This is a genomic window from Terracoccus sp. 273MFTsu3.1, assembly GCF_000383675.1.
In the GTDB taxonomy this organism is placed as follows: domain Bacteria; phylum Actinomycetota; class Actinomycetes; order Actinomycetales; family Dermatophilaceae; genus Terrabacter.
On the sequence record NZ_KB911821.1, the window covers coordinates 448753 to 464353 of the forward strand.

The 15601-nt window shown below is 71.9% G+C and carries 14 protein-coding genes; 1 reads left to right on the forward strand and 13 read right to left on the reverse strand.

Annotated elements, in window-relative coordinates:
- Positions 1 to 126: 126 nt before the first annotated feature.
- The 8 genes from H283_RS0107730 to rpmE form a co-directional block, all read right to left on the reverse strand.
- Entirely contained in the window at positions 127 to 429 is a 303-nt protein-coding gene (locus tag H283_RS0107730; protein WP_196805936.1) for an AtpZ/AtpI family protein, read from the reverse strand.
- Between the two features lie 14 nt (positions 430 to 443).
- Positions 444 to 953 carry a hypothetical protein gene (locus H283_RS0107735; protein WP_020142947.1) on the reverse strand — a complete coding sequence of 170 codons (510 nt, stop codon included), beginning with the start codon at positions 951 to 953 and terminating at the stop codon, positions 444 to 446.
- A gap of 144 nt (positions 954 to 1097) precedes the next feature.
- Entirely contained in the window at positions 1098 to 2195 is a 1098-nt protein-coding gene (locus H283_RS0107740) for a glycosyltransferase family 4 protein (RefSeq protein ID WP_020142948.1), read from the reverse strand.
- A 44-nt stretch (positions 2196 to 2239) separates the two neighbouring features.
- Entirely contained in the window at positions 2240 to 3517 is a 1278-nt protein-coding gene (gene glyA / locus H283_RS0107745) for a serine hydroxymethyltransferase (RefSeq protein ID WP_020142949.1), read from the reverse strand.
- A gap of 48 nt (positions 3518 to 3565) precedes the next feature.
- Positions 3566 to 4537, reverse strand: a complete 972-nt coding sequence (locus H283_RS0107750) for an L-threonylcarbamoyladenylate synthase (protein ID WP_020142950.1) — start codon at positions 4535 to 4537, stop codon at positions 3566 to 3568.
- A 55-nt stretch (positions 4538 to 4592) separates the two neighbouring features.
- Positions 4593 to 5459 carry a peptide chain release factor N(5)-glutamine methyltransferase gene (gene prmC, locus H283_RS0107755; RefSeq protein WP_020142951.1) on the reverse strand — a complete coding sequence of 289 codons (867 nt, stop codon included), beginning with the start codon at positions 5457 to 5459 and terminating at the stop codon, positions 4593 to 4595.
- Positions 5456 to 6547: a peptide chain release factor 1 gene (gene prfA, locus H283_RS0107760; RefSeq protein ID WP_020142952.1), complete on the reverse strand. Its 1092-nt coding sequence runs from the start codon at positions 6545 to 6547 to the stop codon at positions 5456 to 5458. The genes prmC and prfA overlap by 4 nt, the downstream gene beginning before the upstream one ends.
- An 89-nt stretch (positions 6548 to 6636) precedes the next feature.
- Positions 6637 to 6852 carry a 50S ribosomal protein L31 gene (gene rpmE / locus H283_RS0107765; RefSeq protein ID WP_020142953.1) on the reverse strand — a complete coding sequence of 72 codons (216 nt, stop codon included), beginning with the start codon at positions 6850 to 6852 and terminating at the stop codon, positions 6637 to 6639.
- 244 nt (positions 6853 to 7096) lie between these two features.
- On the opposite strand from rpmE, the gene H283_RS0107770 reads away from it, so the two are divergent.
- Complete coding sequence (locus H283_RS0107770; protein ID WP_156023045.1) at positions 7097 to 8074, forward strand: hypothetical protein; 978 nt, start codon at positions 7097 to 7099, stop codon at positions 8072 to 8074.
- Positions 8075 to 8136: 62 nt separating this feature from the next.
- On the opposite strand, the gene H283_RS26550 is transcribed toward H283_RS0107770, so the two are convergent.
- From H283_RS26550 to rho, 5 genes are all read right to left on the reverse strand, one after another.
- The gene (locus tag H283_RS26550) at positions 8137 to 10293 is read right to left on the reverse strand and encodes a cell wall metabolism sensor histidine kinase WalK (protein WP_020142955.1); all 2157 of its coding nucleotides are present in this window, start codon (positions 10291 to 10293) and stop codon (positions 8137 to 8139) included.
- Entirely contained in the window at positions 10290 to 11738 is a 1449-nt protein-coding gene (locus tag H283_RS0107780; protein WP_020142956.1) for a glycosyltransferase, read from the reverse strand. The genes H283_RS26550 and H283_RS0107780 overlap by 4 nt, the downstream gene beginning before the upstream one ends.
- Entirely contained in the window at positions 11735 to 12793 is a 1059-nt protein-coding gene (locus H283_RS24395) for a HEAT repeat domain-containing protein (RefSeq protein ID WP_020142957.1), read from the reverse strand. The genes H283_RS0107780 and H283_RS24395 overlap by 4 nt, the downstream gene beginning before the upstream one ends.
- 13 nt (positions 12794 to 12806) lie before the next feature.
- Positions 12807 to 13208, reverse strand: coding sequence for a response regulator transcription factor (locus H283_RS0107790; protein WP_020142958.1), 402 nt, complete (start codon positions 13206 to 13208; stop codon positions 12807 to 12809).
- Between the two features lie 117 nt (positions 13209 to 13325).
- The gene (gene rho / locus H283_RS0107795) at positions 13326 to 15440 is read right to left on the reverse strand and encodes a transcription termination factor Rho (RefSeq protein ID WP_020142959.1); all 2115 of its coding nucleotides are present in this window, start codon (positions 15438 to 15440) and stop codon (positions 13326 to 13328) included.
- Between the last annotated feature and the right edge of the window lie 161 nt (positions 15441 to 15601).

Below are 15601 nucleotides of genomic sequence, written 5' to 3' on the forward strand. Positions count from 1 at the left end.
GGGCACTTCGGCTGACGACCTGCGTCAGGGGTGGAGAGTCGGTGCGCGGGAGCGGGCTCCCGGTGGGGCTCCAGGTCGGCGGGCCGGCGGGCGACGCGCTGACGTGCGGCACGGAGGCCGTCGGGCTCAATGGGTACCGTATCGGAACCAGATCAGGTAGAGCGACAGGGCCATTCCACCCACGATCCCGACCCCGACGAGCCAGGTCGTGCCCAGCCAGTGGTCGGCCAGGGCACCGAGACCGCCGTAGATGAGCGGACCCGTGAGCATGTACGCGACGGCACGCCAGGCGGAGTCCTGCTCGCGGGTGTTGAACCGGCGCAGCTCCTCGGCCTTGTCCTCCGCAGAGGGCTCGACGGGCTCGCTGGGCTCGCTCGGCACCGTGGGCTCGCTCTGGTCGCCGGGCTCCGGCGTCGGTGGTGTGGTCATGTCGACCTCCCGTGTCACGGCTCATCACGCGGCTCCCGGTGGGGTGCCGGGTCGGGCGAGGCGTCGGACGCCGAGTCGGGCGTCGCGTCGAGCGAGGCCGCCCCGTCGGGGTCGTACGCGAAGATGCGCAGGCGCTTGTAGGCGCGCATCTCGAAGAAGAGCCACACGACGGCGCACACCGTGATCGACAGGCCGATCGCGAAGCCCGAGGCCCACGTGACGTCGCGCAGCGCGAACATGACGACACCGAGCACCAGCACCTTGAAGGTGTAGGTCACCATGACGATCATCATCGTCGTCGTGGGTGGCAGGTCGGCCGTGCGCTTCATGACGAGCAGCGTCAGGCTGAAGAAGAAGAGGACGATGGCGGCGCCGAGCGCGGCCGACCATGCGGCCTTGGGGCTCGAGAAGAGGCCGACTACCACGCAGACGAGCCCGGCCACGGCCGTCGGCAGCAGGGAGCCCCGGAGGAGCTGCGCGAAGGCATCTGACTGTGATGCGTCGCGTGCCGGTGTGGCGCTCAAGTAAACCTGCCTGGGTGCGTCGTGAGGCGTAGTGCGGGCGGGGTTCGGACTGATCCGGATCAGGCTCGGATCGCTTGTGTGGAAAGGACTTCCGGGCTCCTGTGGCGGTCTTCCCAGACTCCCCTCAGGTGCTTGTGAATGCTATCACAAGCGCTCCGAGGGCCTCCACCGAGGAAGCCAGACGGTCAGCACGACCCCCATCGCGGCGGCCGCCCCGACGACCGCGAGCGGACGGGGTCCGTCCCAGATGACGAAGGACACCGAACCCAGGGCCACGATGGCGGCCCACAGGTAGAGGATGAGCACGGCACGGCGGTGGCCGTGACCGATGCGCAGCATGCGGTGGTGCAGGTGCATCGCGTCGGGGTGCCACGGTCGCTGGCCGGCACGGGTGCGCCGGACCACGGCGAGCAGCATGTCGAGCAGCGGCAGCAGCAGGACCGCGAGCGGGACGAGGATCGGCAGGAAGGCGGCCGACACGTCGTTGGCGCTGACCTCCGCCGGGTCGACGTTGCCGGTCAGAGTGATCGTCGCCGCCGACAGCAGCAGGCCGAGCGTCAGCGCTCCCGAGTCGCCCATGAAGAGCCGGGCCGGGTGGAAGTTGTGCGGCAGGAAGCCGGCACAGCACCCGACGAGAGCGGCCGAGATGAAGGTCGCGGTCGAGAACACGTTGGCCGGCACGAAGGACCGCGACACCATGTAGCTGTAGACGAAGAAGGCGAACGCCGCGATGCAGACGACCCCCGCGGCGAGCCCGTCGAGCCCGTCGATGAAGTTGACGGCGTTCGTCGACGCGATGACGACGAGCACCGTGAAGAGCACGAGGACCGGGGTCGGCAGGATGGTCGTGCCGAAGATCGGCAGCGACAGCAGCTGCACCCCGGTGTAGGCCATGAGGCCCGCCGCGAGCATCTGTCCCGCCAGCTTGGTCAGCCAGTCGAGCTCACGGATGTCGTCGAACGCACCGAGCAGGCACACGATGCCGGCTGCGGCGACGACGCCGAAGATCTGTTTCGTCGAGAAGAGCGTCCCGAGGTAGGGCAGCGCCCTGGCCACGAGTGCCGCCGCCACGAAGCCGATGTAGATCCCGACTCCCCCGAGCCGGGGGATCGGGGTCTTGTGGACGTCGCGCTCGCGAACGGCCGTGAACGCCCCGGTCGCGACGGCGAGGCTCCGGACGAAGGGTGTGGCGAGGTACGTGACCGCAGCGGCCACGATGAGGACGAGGACGTACTCGTGCACCTACCGACCTTCGCTCGGGCGCCGACGCTGGCGGGGGGACTGACTCAGCGAGGGTATGCCGGGAAGCGCGTCACGAGGTCGGTGACCTGCGCACGGACGTCCTTGCTCACCGCGTGGTCGGGGTCGGCGTCACCCTCGGTGACGGCTCGGTGGATGAGCGAGGCGATCTGCTTCATCTCCTCCAGGCCCATGCCCTGGGTCGTGACCGACGGCGTGCCGACGCGGATGCCCGAGGCGATGTTGGGCTTCTGCGGGTCGAAGGGGATGGCGTTCTTGTTCAGCACGATCCCGGCCGCGTCGGCCCGCTCCTCGGCCTCCTTGCCGGTGACGCCGACGCCCTGCAGGTCGAGCAGCGCCAGGTGGGTGTCGGTGCCGCCCGTCGTCGGTCGGATGCCGAGCTCGAGCAGGCTGGCCGCGAGCTGCTGGCTGTTGGCGATGACGTCCTTGGCGTACTGGGCGTACTCGGGCGTCGCGGCCTCCTTGAAGTTGACCGCCTTGGCCGCGATGGTGTGCATCTGCGGGCCGCCCTGCATCATCGGGAAGATCGCCTTGTCCATGGCGGCCGCGTGCTCGGCCTTGCAGACGAGGGCGCCGGAGCGCGGGCCGCGCAGCACCTTGTGCGTCGTGAACGTGACGACGTCGGCGTACGGCACGGGTGAAGGGATGGCCTTGCCCGCCACGAGGCCGATGAAGTGGGCGGCGTCGACCCAGAGGATCGCGCCGACCTCGTCGGCGATGGCCCGGAAGCGCTCGAAGTCGATGAGCCGCGGGATGGCCGAGCCGCCCGCACAGATGACCTTGGGGCGGTGCTCACGGGCGAGCGCCTCGACCTGGTCGTAGTCGATGTCCTCGGTCTGCTGGTCGACCCCGTAGTGCACGGCGTTGAACCACTTGCCGGAGAAGGAGACCTTGGTGCCGTGCGTCAGGTGGCCGCCCATCGGCAGCGCCATCGCGAGGATCGTGTCGCCAGGTGCCATGAAGGCGCCGTAGACGGCCTGGTTGGCGCTCGCGCCGGAGTGTGCCTGGACGTTGGCGTGGTCGGCGCCGAAGAGGGCCTTGGCGCGCTCGATCGCGATCGTCTCGGCCTTGTCGACCTCGGAGCAGCCGCCGTAGTAGCGACGGCCGGGGTAGCCCTCGGCGTACTTGTTCGACAACGTCGACCCGAGGGCCGTCAGGACCGCGGGCGAGCTGATGTTCTCGCTCGCGATGAGCTGCAGTCCGCCGCGGATGCGGTCGAGCTCGGACAGGAGCACCCCCGCGATGTCGGGGTCGAAGGACTGCAGGGCACCGAAGTCGGAGCCGTAGAACGTGTCGTCAGCCATGGGAGTTCTCCGGGTGGGTCGGGAGTGGGGCGCGAGCGCGAGCCAACTCTATTGCGTCGTGCTGGCACCGTCGGACGGCCGCTCGGTCGTGGACACGTCGTGCCACTCGCCGAGCGTCTCGGCAGCCTCGTCCGACGTGCCCTCCACGGGCACGTCTCCGGCGGCCGCGGAGTCCTCGGCGGGCGCCTCGGCTCGCGGCTCGACGTCGGCCTCCGGGCCCGGCTCGGTCGCGGGCTCCGGCTCGGTCGCGGGGTCCGCCTCGGTCGCGGGCTCCGCCTCGGTCGCGGTGTCCTCCGCGGGGTCCGGCTCGGTCGCGGGGTCCTCCGCGGGCGTCGCGTCGGCCTCGGCGGCCGGCTCGGCGTCGGGCTCGGGCGCCTCGAGGACGGGCTCGGGCACGAGGGCCGCGTCGAGCTCCGCCTGGCTCACGGCACCGAGACGCAGGGTCACCGGGGTCTCGCCGGTGCAGTCGACGATGGTCGACGCCAGCCCCTCGCCGGCCGGGCCACCGTCGAGGTAGACCCCGACGGACTCGCCGAGCATCCCGACCGCCTCGTCGACCGTGCGGGCGGCGGGGTCGCCGGTCGTGTTGGCGCTCGTGACCGCCATGGGACCGATGTCACCGAGCAGCTCGAGCGTGAGCTCGTGGGCGGGCACGCGCAGGGCCACGGTCCCGTTGGTCTCGCCGAGGTCCCAGTGCAGCGACGTCTGCGCCTTGAGCACGAGCGTCAGCGGTCCGGGCCAGAACTTCTCCATGAGCCGCTGGGCGTAGTCGGGCACCTGCGTCGCGAGACCCTGGGCCGTGCGCGCGGTCGGGATGAGGACCGGCGGCGGCATGTCGCGGCCGCGACCCTTCGCGGCGAGGACGGAGGCGACGGCGGTCGCGTCGAAGGCGTCGCAGCCGATGCCGTAGACCGTGTCGGTCGGCAGGACGACGATCTCGCCGCGTCGGACGGCCGAGGCCGCGGCCGGGATGCCCTCGGCACGCCCCTCGGGGTCGGTGCAGTCGTAGCGCTCGCTCACGGGCAGAGCCTACTGGGGTGCGGTCGAGCCGCCGGGCGCCGGGCCGACCCGCGGGTCACGCTCGGCGCGCCGCCGTCACCCGCGGGCGGCCGGACAGGTCCTCGTGGTCGGTGACGTCGGCCCACTCCCCCGTCGCCCCGAGGCGGCGCGGCAGGCTCCGGCCCTGCGAGTCGGCGTGCTCGACGAGGACGAGACCGCCGGGCCGGAGCAGCCGCGCGGCGGTCCGGGCCACGGCGAGCGGGATCGCGAGCCCGTCCTCGCTGCCGCCGTAGAGCGCGACGTCGGGGTCGTGGTCACGCACCTCGGGGTCGACGGGGACGGCACCGACGGGGATGTACGGCGGGTTGACCGTCACGACGTCGACGGCACCCGACCAGTCCTCGAAGCAGGGCCGCGTCGCGTCGCCCCGCTCGAGGCGCACGTCGAGGCCCAGGCGGTCGCGGTTGGCCAGCGCCCAGGCGCAGGCGTCGGGCGACAGCTCGAGGCCGCGCACGTCGGCGTCCGGCCGCTCCGCCTTGACGGACAGGGCGATGGCGCCGGAGCCCGAGCAGAGGTCGACGACCCTCGCGGCCCCGGCGCCGGCTGCCGACAGCCGGTCGACCTCGACGAGCGCCAGGTCGACGAGGACCTCGGTCTCGGGCCGCGGCACGAAGACGCCGGGGCCCACCGACAGGGTCAGGCGGCGGAAGTGGGCGCGGCCCGTCAGGTGCTGCAGCGGGACCCGGCGGGCCCGCTCGTCGACGAGGACGGCATACGACACCGGGAGCGTGCGACCGCCGAGCACCATGAGGCGGCGCACCTCGGAGGCGTCGACCTCGAGCACGTGGGCCGCGAGCTCGACGGCGTCGACGTCGGCGGAGGCCACCCCCGCCTCGCGGAGCCGTGCGGCGGCGGCCCGGACACCGTCGCGCAGGTCCGTCACGCGCGCGGCCCGTCACCGTCGGCGAGCGCGGCGAGCTTGGCGGCCTCGTCGGCGTCGAGCGCCGACTGCACGACGGGGTCGAGGTCGCCGTCGAGCACCGCGTCGAGGTTGTAGGACTTGTAGCCGGTGCGGTGGTCGGAGATGCGGTTCTCGGGGAAGTTGTAGGTCCGGATGCGCTCCGACCGGTCGACGGTGCGCACCTGCGACCGGCGGGCGGCGCTCGCCTCCGCGTCGGCCTCGTCCTTGGCCATCTGGTGCAGCCGCGCCCGGAGCACGCGCATCGCGGCCTCCTTGTTCTGCAGCTGCGACTTCTCGTTCTGGCACGACACGACGAGCCCCGAGGGCAGGTGGGTGATGCGCACCGCCGAGTCGGTCGTGTTGACGCTCTGGCCGCCGGGCCCGCTGCTGCGGTAGACGTCGATGCGCAGGTCGTTGGGGTCGATCGTCACCTCGACCTCCTCGGCCTCCGGCATGACGAGGACGCCGGCCGCCGAGGTGTGGATGCGCCCCTGGCTCTCGGTCACGGGCACGCGCTGGACACGGTGGACGCCGCCTTCGTACTTGAGGCGGGCCCAGGGCCCCTCGCCCAGCCCGGGAGCGCTCCTGGCGCGCACCGAGACCCGGACGTCCTTGTACCCACCGAGGTCGCTCTCGGTCGCGTCCTCGACGGCGGTGCGCCAGCCACGCTGCTCGGAGTAACGGAGGTACATCCGCAGCAGGTCGCCCGCGAAGAGGGCTGACTCGTCGCCGCCCTCCCCCGCCTTGACCTCGAGGATGACGTCGCGGTCGTCGTCGGGGTCGCGGGGCACGAGCATCCGCCGCAGGTGCTCCTCCGCCGTGGCGAGGCGGGCCTCGAGCGAGGGCACCTCCTCGGCGAACGACGCGTCGTCGGCAGCGAGCTCACGTGCGGCCGCGAGGTCGTCACCGGCCGCCGTCCACTCGCGGGCGGCGGCGACGGTCGGCGCCAGGGCGGCATACCGCTTGTTGAGGGTGCGCACGAGGTCCTGGTCACCGTGCACGGCCGGGTCGGCGAGCTGCAGCTCGAGCTCGGCGTACTCGTCGAGGATCGACTGGACGGAATCGAGCACGGCAGGCCCTTCGGCTCAGGGGACGGGTCGGGGTAAAGCGAACGCCGGCCCCCGACGACCGAAGTCGTGGGAGCCGGCGTGCGGGAGACCTACTTGGCGGCCTTCTTGCCGTAACGGGCCTCGAACCGGGCCACGCGGCCACCGGTGTCGAGGATCTTCTGCTTGCCCGTGTAGAACGGGTGACACTGCGAGCAGACGTCGGCAGCGATCTTGCCGGAGGTCTCGGTGCTGCGCGTGACGAACGTGCTGCCACAGGTGCAGGTCACCGTGGTCTCGACGTACTCGGGGTGAAGGTCCTTCTTCAACGTAGTCTCCTAGAGTTAGTCGGCCGGGTCGGTGTCATCGCTGCTCACGCTTGGGGAGCTGCTCTCCCGTGAACCGGTCCAAAGGAAGAGTGTGCCAGAAAGGCGCACCTCCTCCCAAACGCACGGGAGGGTCGCGGCATTCCCCCACCGGCCGCTGCGACGAGGCGTACCGGACGTGCATCGAACCGGGGTCGTTCGGGTGTCTTCCACCACGACGGGACCGGTCGAGGACGAGGATGCGCGCATGGGTGTCAGGGGCAGGGTGGGTCGGCGCCGCGCCGCGGTGGCCGGGGCGGTCGCCGTGCTGCTCGCGACCGCGGCGTGCTCCGGCACGGGCTGCTCGTTCGACGACTGCCCCGAGGTGTCCCCGGCGGAGGCCGGGCGGGTCACCGGCGCCGACCCGTCCGGGGCCGTGCGCTGGACGACGACGGTGCCCGACCTGCTCAGTGAGCCCGTGGTCGTCAGCAACAGCCACGTCGTCATCGTCGGCTGCCACGCCACCCACGTCGTCGAGCTCACGTCCGGCTCCGTCTCGACGCCGACGGGCCTGGGCGAGGTCATGGGCGTCGTGCAGGGGTATGCCGTGGGGGCGCCTGCCGAGGGTGACGCCATCCTCGCCGCCGAGCGGCTCGACGGCGGCCCGGGCGGCTGGTCGTGGCAGGAGTCGCCGGTGGACGGCGACGCCGACCGTGCCTACCGCGCGTCGACCGTCGTGACGACCACCGCCGTCGTCGGCGTCCGCCGGCAGACGCTCGTCGCATGGTCGCCGGACTCGGGCTCGTGGGAACCGGTCGACGTGGCACTGCCGGTCGGTGCCCGGTCCGGGCAGCGCCTCGTGGCGGCCGACGACACCCACGTCGTCGTCCCGGGCTCGGACGGCTCGGTCCTCGGGGTCGACCTCGCGGCCCGATCGGTGACGTGGCGTGTGCTGCCGACGCGACCCGACGCTCCGGCGGACGTCAGCGTGCGCCTCGCGGGCCGTGACGTCGCCGTCGAGGTCTGGTATCCACGCACGACGGCGGCCGTCACCGGCGAGCCGCTCTGGGTCACCGAGCGCTGGTCGCTCGACGCGCGCACCGGCGAGCCCCGTTCGCCTCGGGTGACGAGCACCGGGACGAGGTCGCGGCCGACGACGCCGGCCGGGGACGTGCTCCGCGACCCGGTGACCGGATGGACCGTCACGCAGCGGCTGCGGGACCGCCCCCGGGGCGGCTGCTTCTGAGGATGCCCGCGGCTCCCGGTGCGGCTCCCGGTGCGGCTCCCGGTTGCCGTCGCACCCGGACGTCAGCGCCTGGCCGGGACCTTCGCCGGCTGGGCGACGGGGAGCACCACCTGCATCGTCGTGCCCTCCCCCTCGACGGACGCGATGACGAGCTCACCACCGTGGCCCTCGACGATGGCGCGGACGATCGCGAGCCCGAGACCCGTGCCGGGGATGGCTGCGGCCGTGGCGTTGCCGGCGCGGAAGAAGCGCTCGGACAGGCGCGCGAGGTCGGAGGCGGGGATGCCGATGCCGGTGTCGTGGACGGAGATGATCGTGGAGTCACCGGAGCGCTCGGCCGTGAGCAGCACCTGGCCACCCTCGGGGGTGAACTTCACGGCGTTGGAGCCGAGGTTGATCAGCGCTCGCTCGACCTGACCTCGGTCGACCCGGACGACGAGGTCGTCGGGCACGTCGGTGCAGACCAGCTGCACTCCCCCCGCGGCGGCCACCGGCTCCATCGTCTCGGTGACCGTGCGCAGGAGGTCACGGACGGGGACCTCCTCGGACACGGCCTGCAGGCCGCTGATCTCGATCTTGTTGAGGACGAGGAGGTCCTCGATGAGCCCGCGCAGCCGGGTCGCGTTGCGTCCGATGATGTCGAGGGCGACGTGCTGGCCGTCGGAGACGTCGCCGAAGTCGCCGTCGACGAGCAGCTCGAGATAGCCGCTGATCGAGGTCAGCGGGGTGCGCAGCTCGTGGCTGACGGTCGCCATGAAGTCGGTCTTCTGGCGGTCGAGCTCGGTGAGGCGTCGCACCTGCTCGTCCTGCATCTGCGACAGGCGCAGCGCGACGATCGACTGGGCGGCGATGGCCGCGCACTGCTGCGCGGCCTGGATCTCGTGGCGGTGCCAGCGGCGCGGGGCGCTCACCATCATCACCGAGAGGATGCCGAGGCCCCGGCCGCCCGTCCCGACCGGGAGCATGAGCAGGGACCGGGCCCCGGTGGCGCGGTGGAAGGCACGGGCGCGCTCGTCGTCGTAGGCCTGGTGGGCCAGCAGGTCGCCGAGGTCGAAGAAGCCCACGTCGCGGCGCAGCTCGTCGTTGACGGCACCCACCTGCTGGGCGAGCGAGCGCGGCAGCGGCGGCAGGTCGGGCAGGTCGTCGGTGTGCCACTGGAGGCGGTCCTCGATCGTCTGCCCGTCGTCCCCGAGCGTGTAGAGGAGCACGCGGTCGGCGCCCAGACCCGCACCGAGCTTGGTGGTGACCCGCTGCAGCGCCTCGTGGACGTCGACGGCCGATCGCGCGCCCCGGCCGACGTCGAGCACGAGCTCCTGCATCTCGAGCACCGCGGCCTGCTGGTCGACGAGGCGGGCGTTGGCGCGCGTCAGGTCGTTGAAGTCGCGCGCGAGCATGCGGACCTCGAGCGCGCCCTCCTCCTGGTTGGCCATCGCGATGACGTCCTCCTCGGCCTGCCGGCGCACGACCTCACGCAGACGGGCGAGCGGGAGGCCGACCGCGCGGTCCATGCCGAAGCCCGCCGCGATGAGCACGAGGACGACGACGGCCGCGACGGCGATGATGACGCCCGACGTGATGCCGGTCGCCTCGCGCGACTCGACGCGGGCCGTGTCGCGCTGGGAGCGGATGGCCTCCTCGAGCGTGCCGTTGGCGCGCTGGAAGACGGCGTATGCCGTCTCGACCCGGGTGCGCTGCTGCGCCTCGGGCGTGGTCGGTGCGGTGCCGGTGCTCCCCGGCGCGGGGGTGGTGGGGGGAGGCCCCGTCGGAGCCTGCGTCGGAGGACCGCTGGGGGCGTTCTCGAGCGAGGCCTCGGCGGCCGTGAACCAGCCCTCGACGGCGGTGCGCTGCGCAGCGACGAGCGGTGCGAACCTGGCCCGATCCTCCGCTGCGAGCTCCTGGTGCTGCGTGCCGGCCTCGATGTCGGCCAGCTCCTGCTCGACCCGGGGGCGCAGCGAGAGCGGGTCGAGCGGGGCCGGGGCGCCGACGACCCTCTCGCGCCAGGCCCCCTCCGCGCGGGTCATGTCGAGCAGCACCGCACTGTTGGCCTCGCGGGCCGGCCCGAGCGCGAGCGTCAGGGCGCGCACCGAGGCTCCCTGCGAGTGGATCGTGGCCACCGAGATGATGGCACCGATCGGCACGAGGACGACGAGGATGCCGATGAGCAGCCGGATCTGGCTGCCGACCGAGCGCCTCGAGACGACGGGCAGCCCGCCCGTCACGCCGGGTCCTCGTCGAAGCCCGTGCGGGTCATGACTCCCCAGACGTGCTTCTTCCCGCGCAGGCTCGACCACCACCCCTCGAGGCGCCACCACACGGTGGCCTGGCGGTAGCCGATGTTCTCGAGGATCGAGGCGGCGATGGTCTGCCAGATGGCGCGCCACCGGTCGTGCTTGTGGAAGGCCCACTCGTCGACGACCATCGCGGACAGGGTGACGAGCACGGCATACCCGTAGGCGAGCACGAGGAAGAGGATGGCGAAGGGCACGTTGACGATGCCGAGCGCCAGTGCGAGCGGCACGATGATGATCCCGAATAGCTCGAGCAGCGGTGCGAACAGCTCGAAGAGCCAGTAGTAGGGCAGCGCGAGCCAGCCGATGCGGCCGTACTTCGGGCGGAAGAGCATCGAGCGGTAGGCCCAGAGCGTCTCCCAGAGACCGCGGTGCCACCGGCGACGCTGGTTGCGCAGCACCTTGGCGGTGACCGGGACCTCGGTCCAGGAGACCGGCTCGGGCACGAACTCGATGGAGTACTCGCGGCCCTCGTCGCGCAGCCGCTTGTGGATGCGCATGACGAGCTCGAAGTCCTCGCCGATGCTGTTCGGGTCGAGACCGCCGACCTCGACGACGACGTCGCGCCGGAAGAGACCGAAGGCCCCGCTGATGAGGATGAGGCTGCCCAGGCGGGACCACCCGGTGCGACCGAGGAGGAAGGCCCGGAGGTACTCGACGAGCTGGATCCGCGGGATCCACGTCTGCGGCATCTCGACGCGCACGATGCGGCCCGACACGACCCGGCTGCCGTTGACCGGGCGGATGGCGCCGCCCGTCGCGACCATGCGCGTGGGGTCGTCGGCGAAAGGACGTGTGACGTGGAGCAGGCCGTCGGGCTCGAGGATGGAGTCCCCGTCGATCATCGCGACGAGCGGCTCGCTCGCGGCGTTGATCGCGACGTTGATCGCCTCCGAGCGGCCGGAGTTCTCCTTGCGGACCACGACGAGGCGGGTGCGGCCGTCGCGGGGGACGAAGATGCCGAGCACCTTGGCCCGGATCGGGACCTCGTGCGGCAGCTCGCGCGGGACCTGGACGAGGTCGAAGGCCTCCTCGAGGCGGGCGAAGGTCTGGTCGCTGCTGCCGTCGTCGACGACGACGACCTCGTGCCGCGGGTAGCGCAGCGTGAGGAACGACTTGACCGCCATGACGATGCCGGCCTCCTCGTTGTAGGCCGGGACGAGCAACGACACCCCGGGGGCCAGGCCCGCTCCCTGCCACGAGACCGCCGTCGACCGACGACGCTGCTGGGCGCGGAACTCGAGGTAGGCCAGCACGATGAGCACGAGCAGCGAGGTGTTGATGAGGATGAAGTAGACGATGATCGGCACCGCGGTGACGTCCATGCTCCACAGGACGAAGGACCGCAGCCCCTCGACGAAGCCGTCCCAGCTCATGCAGACGCCTTCTGCAGGCCGGCGAGCAGGCGTGCGGAGCGCACGGCAGGGTCGTTCTCGTGGCCCGCCAGGGCGTCGCGGCCGTCGGGACCCATCGACAGCAGGGCCGTCGCGGCGAGCTCGGCGAGGCGGGGGTCCGAGTCGTCGAGCAGGACGGCGAGTGCGGGGATCGCCTCCGCCTCACCGAGGTCGTCCAGGGCGATGACGCAGGCTCGGCGCAGGGCCAGCGGCTCGGAGGGGACCGTGTGTCGCACGAGGATGCCGACGTCCTCGCTGCGGCCGAGGCGGCCGATGGCCGTTGCGCTCGTCTCGCGGACCGTGAGGTCGGGGTCGGCGTCGAGGAGTGCGCGCAGCTCAGGGAGCCCGCGGGTGAAGCTGCGCTCGCCGCTGAGGTGGGCGGCGACCATGCGGGTGCGCGCGTTGGGGTCGGCCATCCCGTCGCGCAGCACCTCGGAGATGCCGACACCCATCGACTGCAGGGCCTCGGCCGCCGTCGCTGCCGGCAGCCCGCGCTCGGGCGCCCCGATCGCGGCGAGCACCGGCCCGGCGGCCGCGGGGTCGCCGATGAGCCCGAGCGCGTAGGCGGCGCTGTTGCGCACCTCGACGGCCTCGTCGCCGAGGGCCTCGACAAGCAATGGGACCGTGTGCCCCGCGCGGGCCAGACCCAGCAGCTGGGCCGCCCTGGCGCGCTTCACGGTGGAACGGCTCGACATCTCCACGACCGCCGCGTCGACGGCGCCGTGGACCTCGAGGACGTGGACGAGCTGCTCGGCGGGGACACCGCGGATCTTCGTCAGCATCTCGACGATGTTGCGGTCGAGGACGGTGCGCGAGACGCCGGTCGCCCACGTCAGCTGCTCGGCGGCCGCGCCGTCGTCGTCCTCGCCCGAGGCCACCGTGATCAGGGGTGGCCGGAGCGGGGAGAGCAGCATCTCGTCGCGCTGGGTGCGGCTGTGCCGTCGCGCTCGGACGGCGACGACGGCGAGGATGAGCAGGACGCACGCGCCGAGGATGACGACCGTGGCACCGACGAGCAGCGCCGCACCGATGATCACGACGCCCCGCCCTTCATCGGGCCCGGGCGAGCATGCCGTTGACGCGATGGAGCAGCTCGCGCGGGCTGAACGGCTTGATGACGTAGTCGTCGGCGCCGACCGCGAAACCGGTGTCGACGTCGGAGTCGCGCGACTTGGCGCTCAGCAGCAGCACCGGGACCGTGGAGAACTCGCTCTCGCGGATCTTGCGGAGGACGTCGATGCCGGACAGTCCGGGCATCATGACGTCGAGCACCGCCAGCTGCGGTGGGTTGGCCGCGAACGCCTCCCAGGCGCTGATGCCGTCGGGAACGGCCTCGACGGCATACCCCGCCTGGGTCAGCTTGAACTCGACGAGGTCTCGGATGTCTGCGTCGTCATCGGCCACGAGGACGCGGACGGGGCTGGCATCAGGGTCGCCGGCAGGCGCAGACATGGTTCTCCATGGTGGGTTCGGGGTGGTGCGTCCATTTTAGGAACATTTGACCCGAATAGCCCATGAAACGCCGAAAGGGGACGGCGCCGATGTGGCGCCGTCCCCCTGCGGTGTCTCTCAGGACTCGTCGTCGAGCTTGGAGCCGCTCGTCTGCTGGACCTGGGTGAGGAACTCGTAGTTCGTCCGCGTCTTCTTGAGGCGGTCGATGAGCAGCTCGATGGCCTGCTGCGCGTCGAGGCCGCCGAGGACCCTGCGCAGCTTCCACATGATCTTCAGCTCCTCGCTCGCGAGGAGGATCTCCTCGCGGCGCGTGCCCGAGCTGTTGATGTCGACGGCCGGGAAGATCCGGCGGTTGGCCAGGTCGCGGCTCAGGCGCAGCTCCATGTTGCCGGTGCCCTTGAACTCCTCGAAGATCACCTCGTCCATCTTCGAGCCGGTCTCGACGAGGGCGGTCGCGAGGATGGTGAGCGAGCCGCCGTTCTCGATGTTGCGCGCGGCGCCGAAGAACTTCTTCGGCGGGTAGAGCGCAGCCGAGTCGACACCACCGGAGAGGATCCGGCCGCTCGCCGGCGCGGCGAGGTTGTAGGCGCGGCCCAGCTTGGTGATCGAGTCGAGGAGCACGACGACGTCGTGCCCGAGCTCGACGAGGCGCTTGGCCCGCTCGATGGCGAGCTCGGCGACCGTCGTGTGGTCCTCGGCCGGCCGGTCGAAGGTCGAGGAGATGACCTCGCCCTTGACGGCGCGCTGCATGTCGGTGACCTCCTCGGGACGCTCGTCGACGAGGACGACCATGAGGTGGCACTCCGGGTTGTTCGTCGTGATCGCGTTGGCGAGGGTCTGCATGATCATCGTCTTGCCGGCCTTGGCCGGGGCGACGATGAGGCCGCGCTGGCCCTTGCCGATCGGTGCGACGAGGTCGATGATCCGCGTCGTCAGCACGTTGGGCTCGGTCTCGAGGCGCAGGCGCTGCTGCGGGTAGAGCGGCGTCAGCTTGCCGAAGTCGACGCGCTTGGCGGCCTCCTCCGGCGTCTGGCCGTTGACCGTGTCGAGGCGGACGAGCGCGTTGAACTTCTGGCGTCCGACGTTGCCCGAGGGCTGCTCGCCCTCGCGCAGCGCCTTGACGGCGCCGGTGACCGCGTCGCCCTTGCGCAGACCGTTCTTCTTGACCATGCCGAGCGGCACGTATACGTCGTTCGGACCGGCGAGGTAGCCGGACGTGCGGACGAAGGCGTAGTTGTCGAGGACGTCGAGGATGCCGCCGACGGGGACGAGCACGTCGTCGTCGCCGACCTGCAGGTCGGCGTCGTTCCAGTCCTGCCCACCCTCACGGCCGCGGCCGCGCTTGCGGTCCCGGCTGCGCTGGCGGTTGCGGCTGCGACGGCTGCCACCCTCGTCGTCGTACGGCGACTGCTGACCACGGTTCTGGTCGTTGACGTCGCCCTGCTGGCGCTCCTGACGGTCCTGTTGACGGTCGGACTGCTGACGGTCCTGGCGGTCGCCCTGCTGACGGTCCGCCTGCTGACGGTCCTGGCGGTCCTGCTGACGCGACTGCTGGCGGTCGGACTGCTGGCCGCGGTCGTGCTGACGGTCGCCCTGCTGACGATCCTGCTGGCGCGACTGCTGGCGGTCGCCCTGCGGACGGTCGCCCTGCTGACGGTCCGCGCGGTCCCCACGGCCGGACTGCTGACGGTCGCCCTGCTGACCGCGGTCGGACTGCTGTCCGCGACCCCGGTCACGCTGACGACCCTCGTGGTCCTCGCCGTCGGACACCTGCTGGTCGCCGGCGTCGGTGCGCTCGGACGACGTGGAGTCCTGGGCGTCGGCACGCGCCGCCCGGTTCTCACGGGAGCCGCGGGCACCTCGCTCGGCACGCGGGGCCCGGTCCCCGGCCGGGACCTCGTCACGGCTCTGCCCGCGATCCTCGACGGGCGCCTGGCCGGCCGACTCGGTGGACGACGGGGTGGACGCCTCGGTGGACGCCTCGGCCGTCGTGGCGGAGCCCGCCGGGCGGCTGACCCGGCGCGACGCCCGGGCCGGGGCGGCCTCGGTGGGTGCCTCGGCGTCGGAGGTCGTCGATGCCGTGGACGCCGACGAGGGCGTCGAGGCGGCCGGAGCGGTCGAGCCGCCCGACTGGCGCGCCTTGATCGCCTCGACGAGGTCGCTCTTGCGCATCTTCGTCGTGCCGGTGATGCCCATCGACGACGCGACGCCCTTGAGCTCGTCCAGCTTCATGGCCGACAGGCCAGAGAGCGGACGGGTGGTTGTTTCTGACACGAAGGATCCTTCCCCCTCGTTTGCGGCCCGGGACATTCCAGCGGGCCGGACTTGGACCAGGTGACCTGGCCGTCTGAGATCCACTTCGGCGCAGAACGCGCCCAGAGGCAAAGGATTTC

Excerpts from the sequence above, each read along its gene's own strand:
- H283_RS0107730 (WP_196805936.1), bottom strand. The coding sequence starts at position 429 with ATGACCACACCACCGACGCCGGAGCCCGGCGACCAGAGCGAGCCCACG.
- glyA (WP_020142949.1), bottom strand. The coding sequence starts at position 3,517 with ATGGCTGACGACACGTTCTACGGCTCCGACTTCGGTGCCCTGCAGTCC.
- H283_RS0107770 (WP_156023045.1), top strand. The coding sequence starts at position 7,097 with ATGGGTGTCAGGGGCAGGGTGGGTCGGCGCCGCGCCGCGGTGGCCGGG.
- H283_RS0107780 (WP_020142956.1), bottom strand. The coding sequence starts at position 11,738 with ATGAGCTGGGACGGCTTCGTCGAGGGGCTGCGGTCCTTCGTCCTGTGG.
- H283_RS0107790 (WP_020142958.1), bottom strand. The coding sequence starts at position 13,208 with ATGTCTGCGCCTGCCGGCGACCCTGATGCCAGCCCCGTCCGCGTCCTC.
- rho (WP_020142959.1), bottom strand. The coding sequence starts at position 15,440 with ATGAAGCTGGACGAGCTCAAGGGCGTCGCGTCGTCGATGGGCATCACC.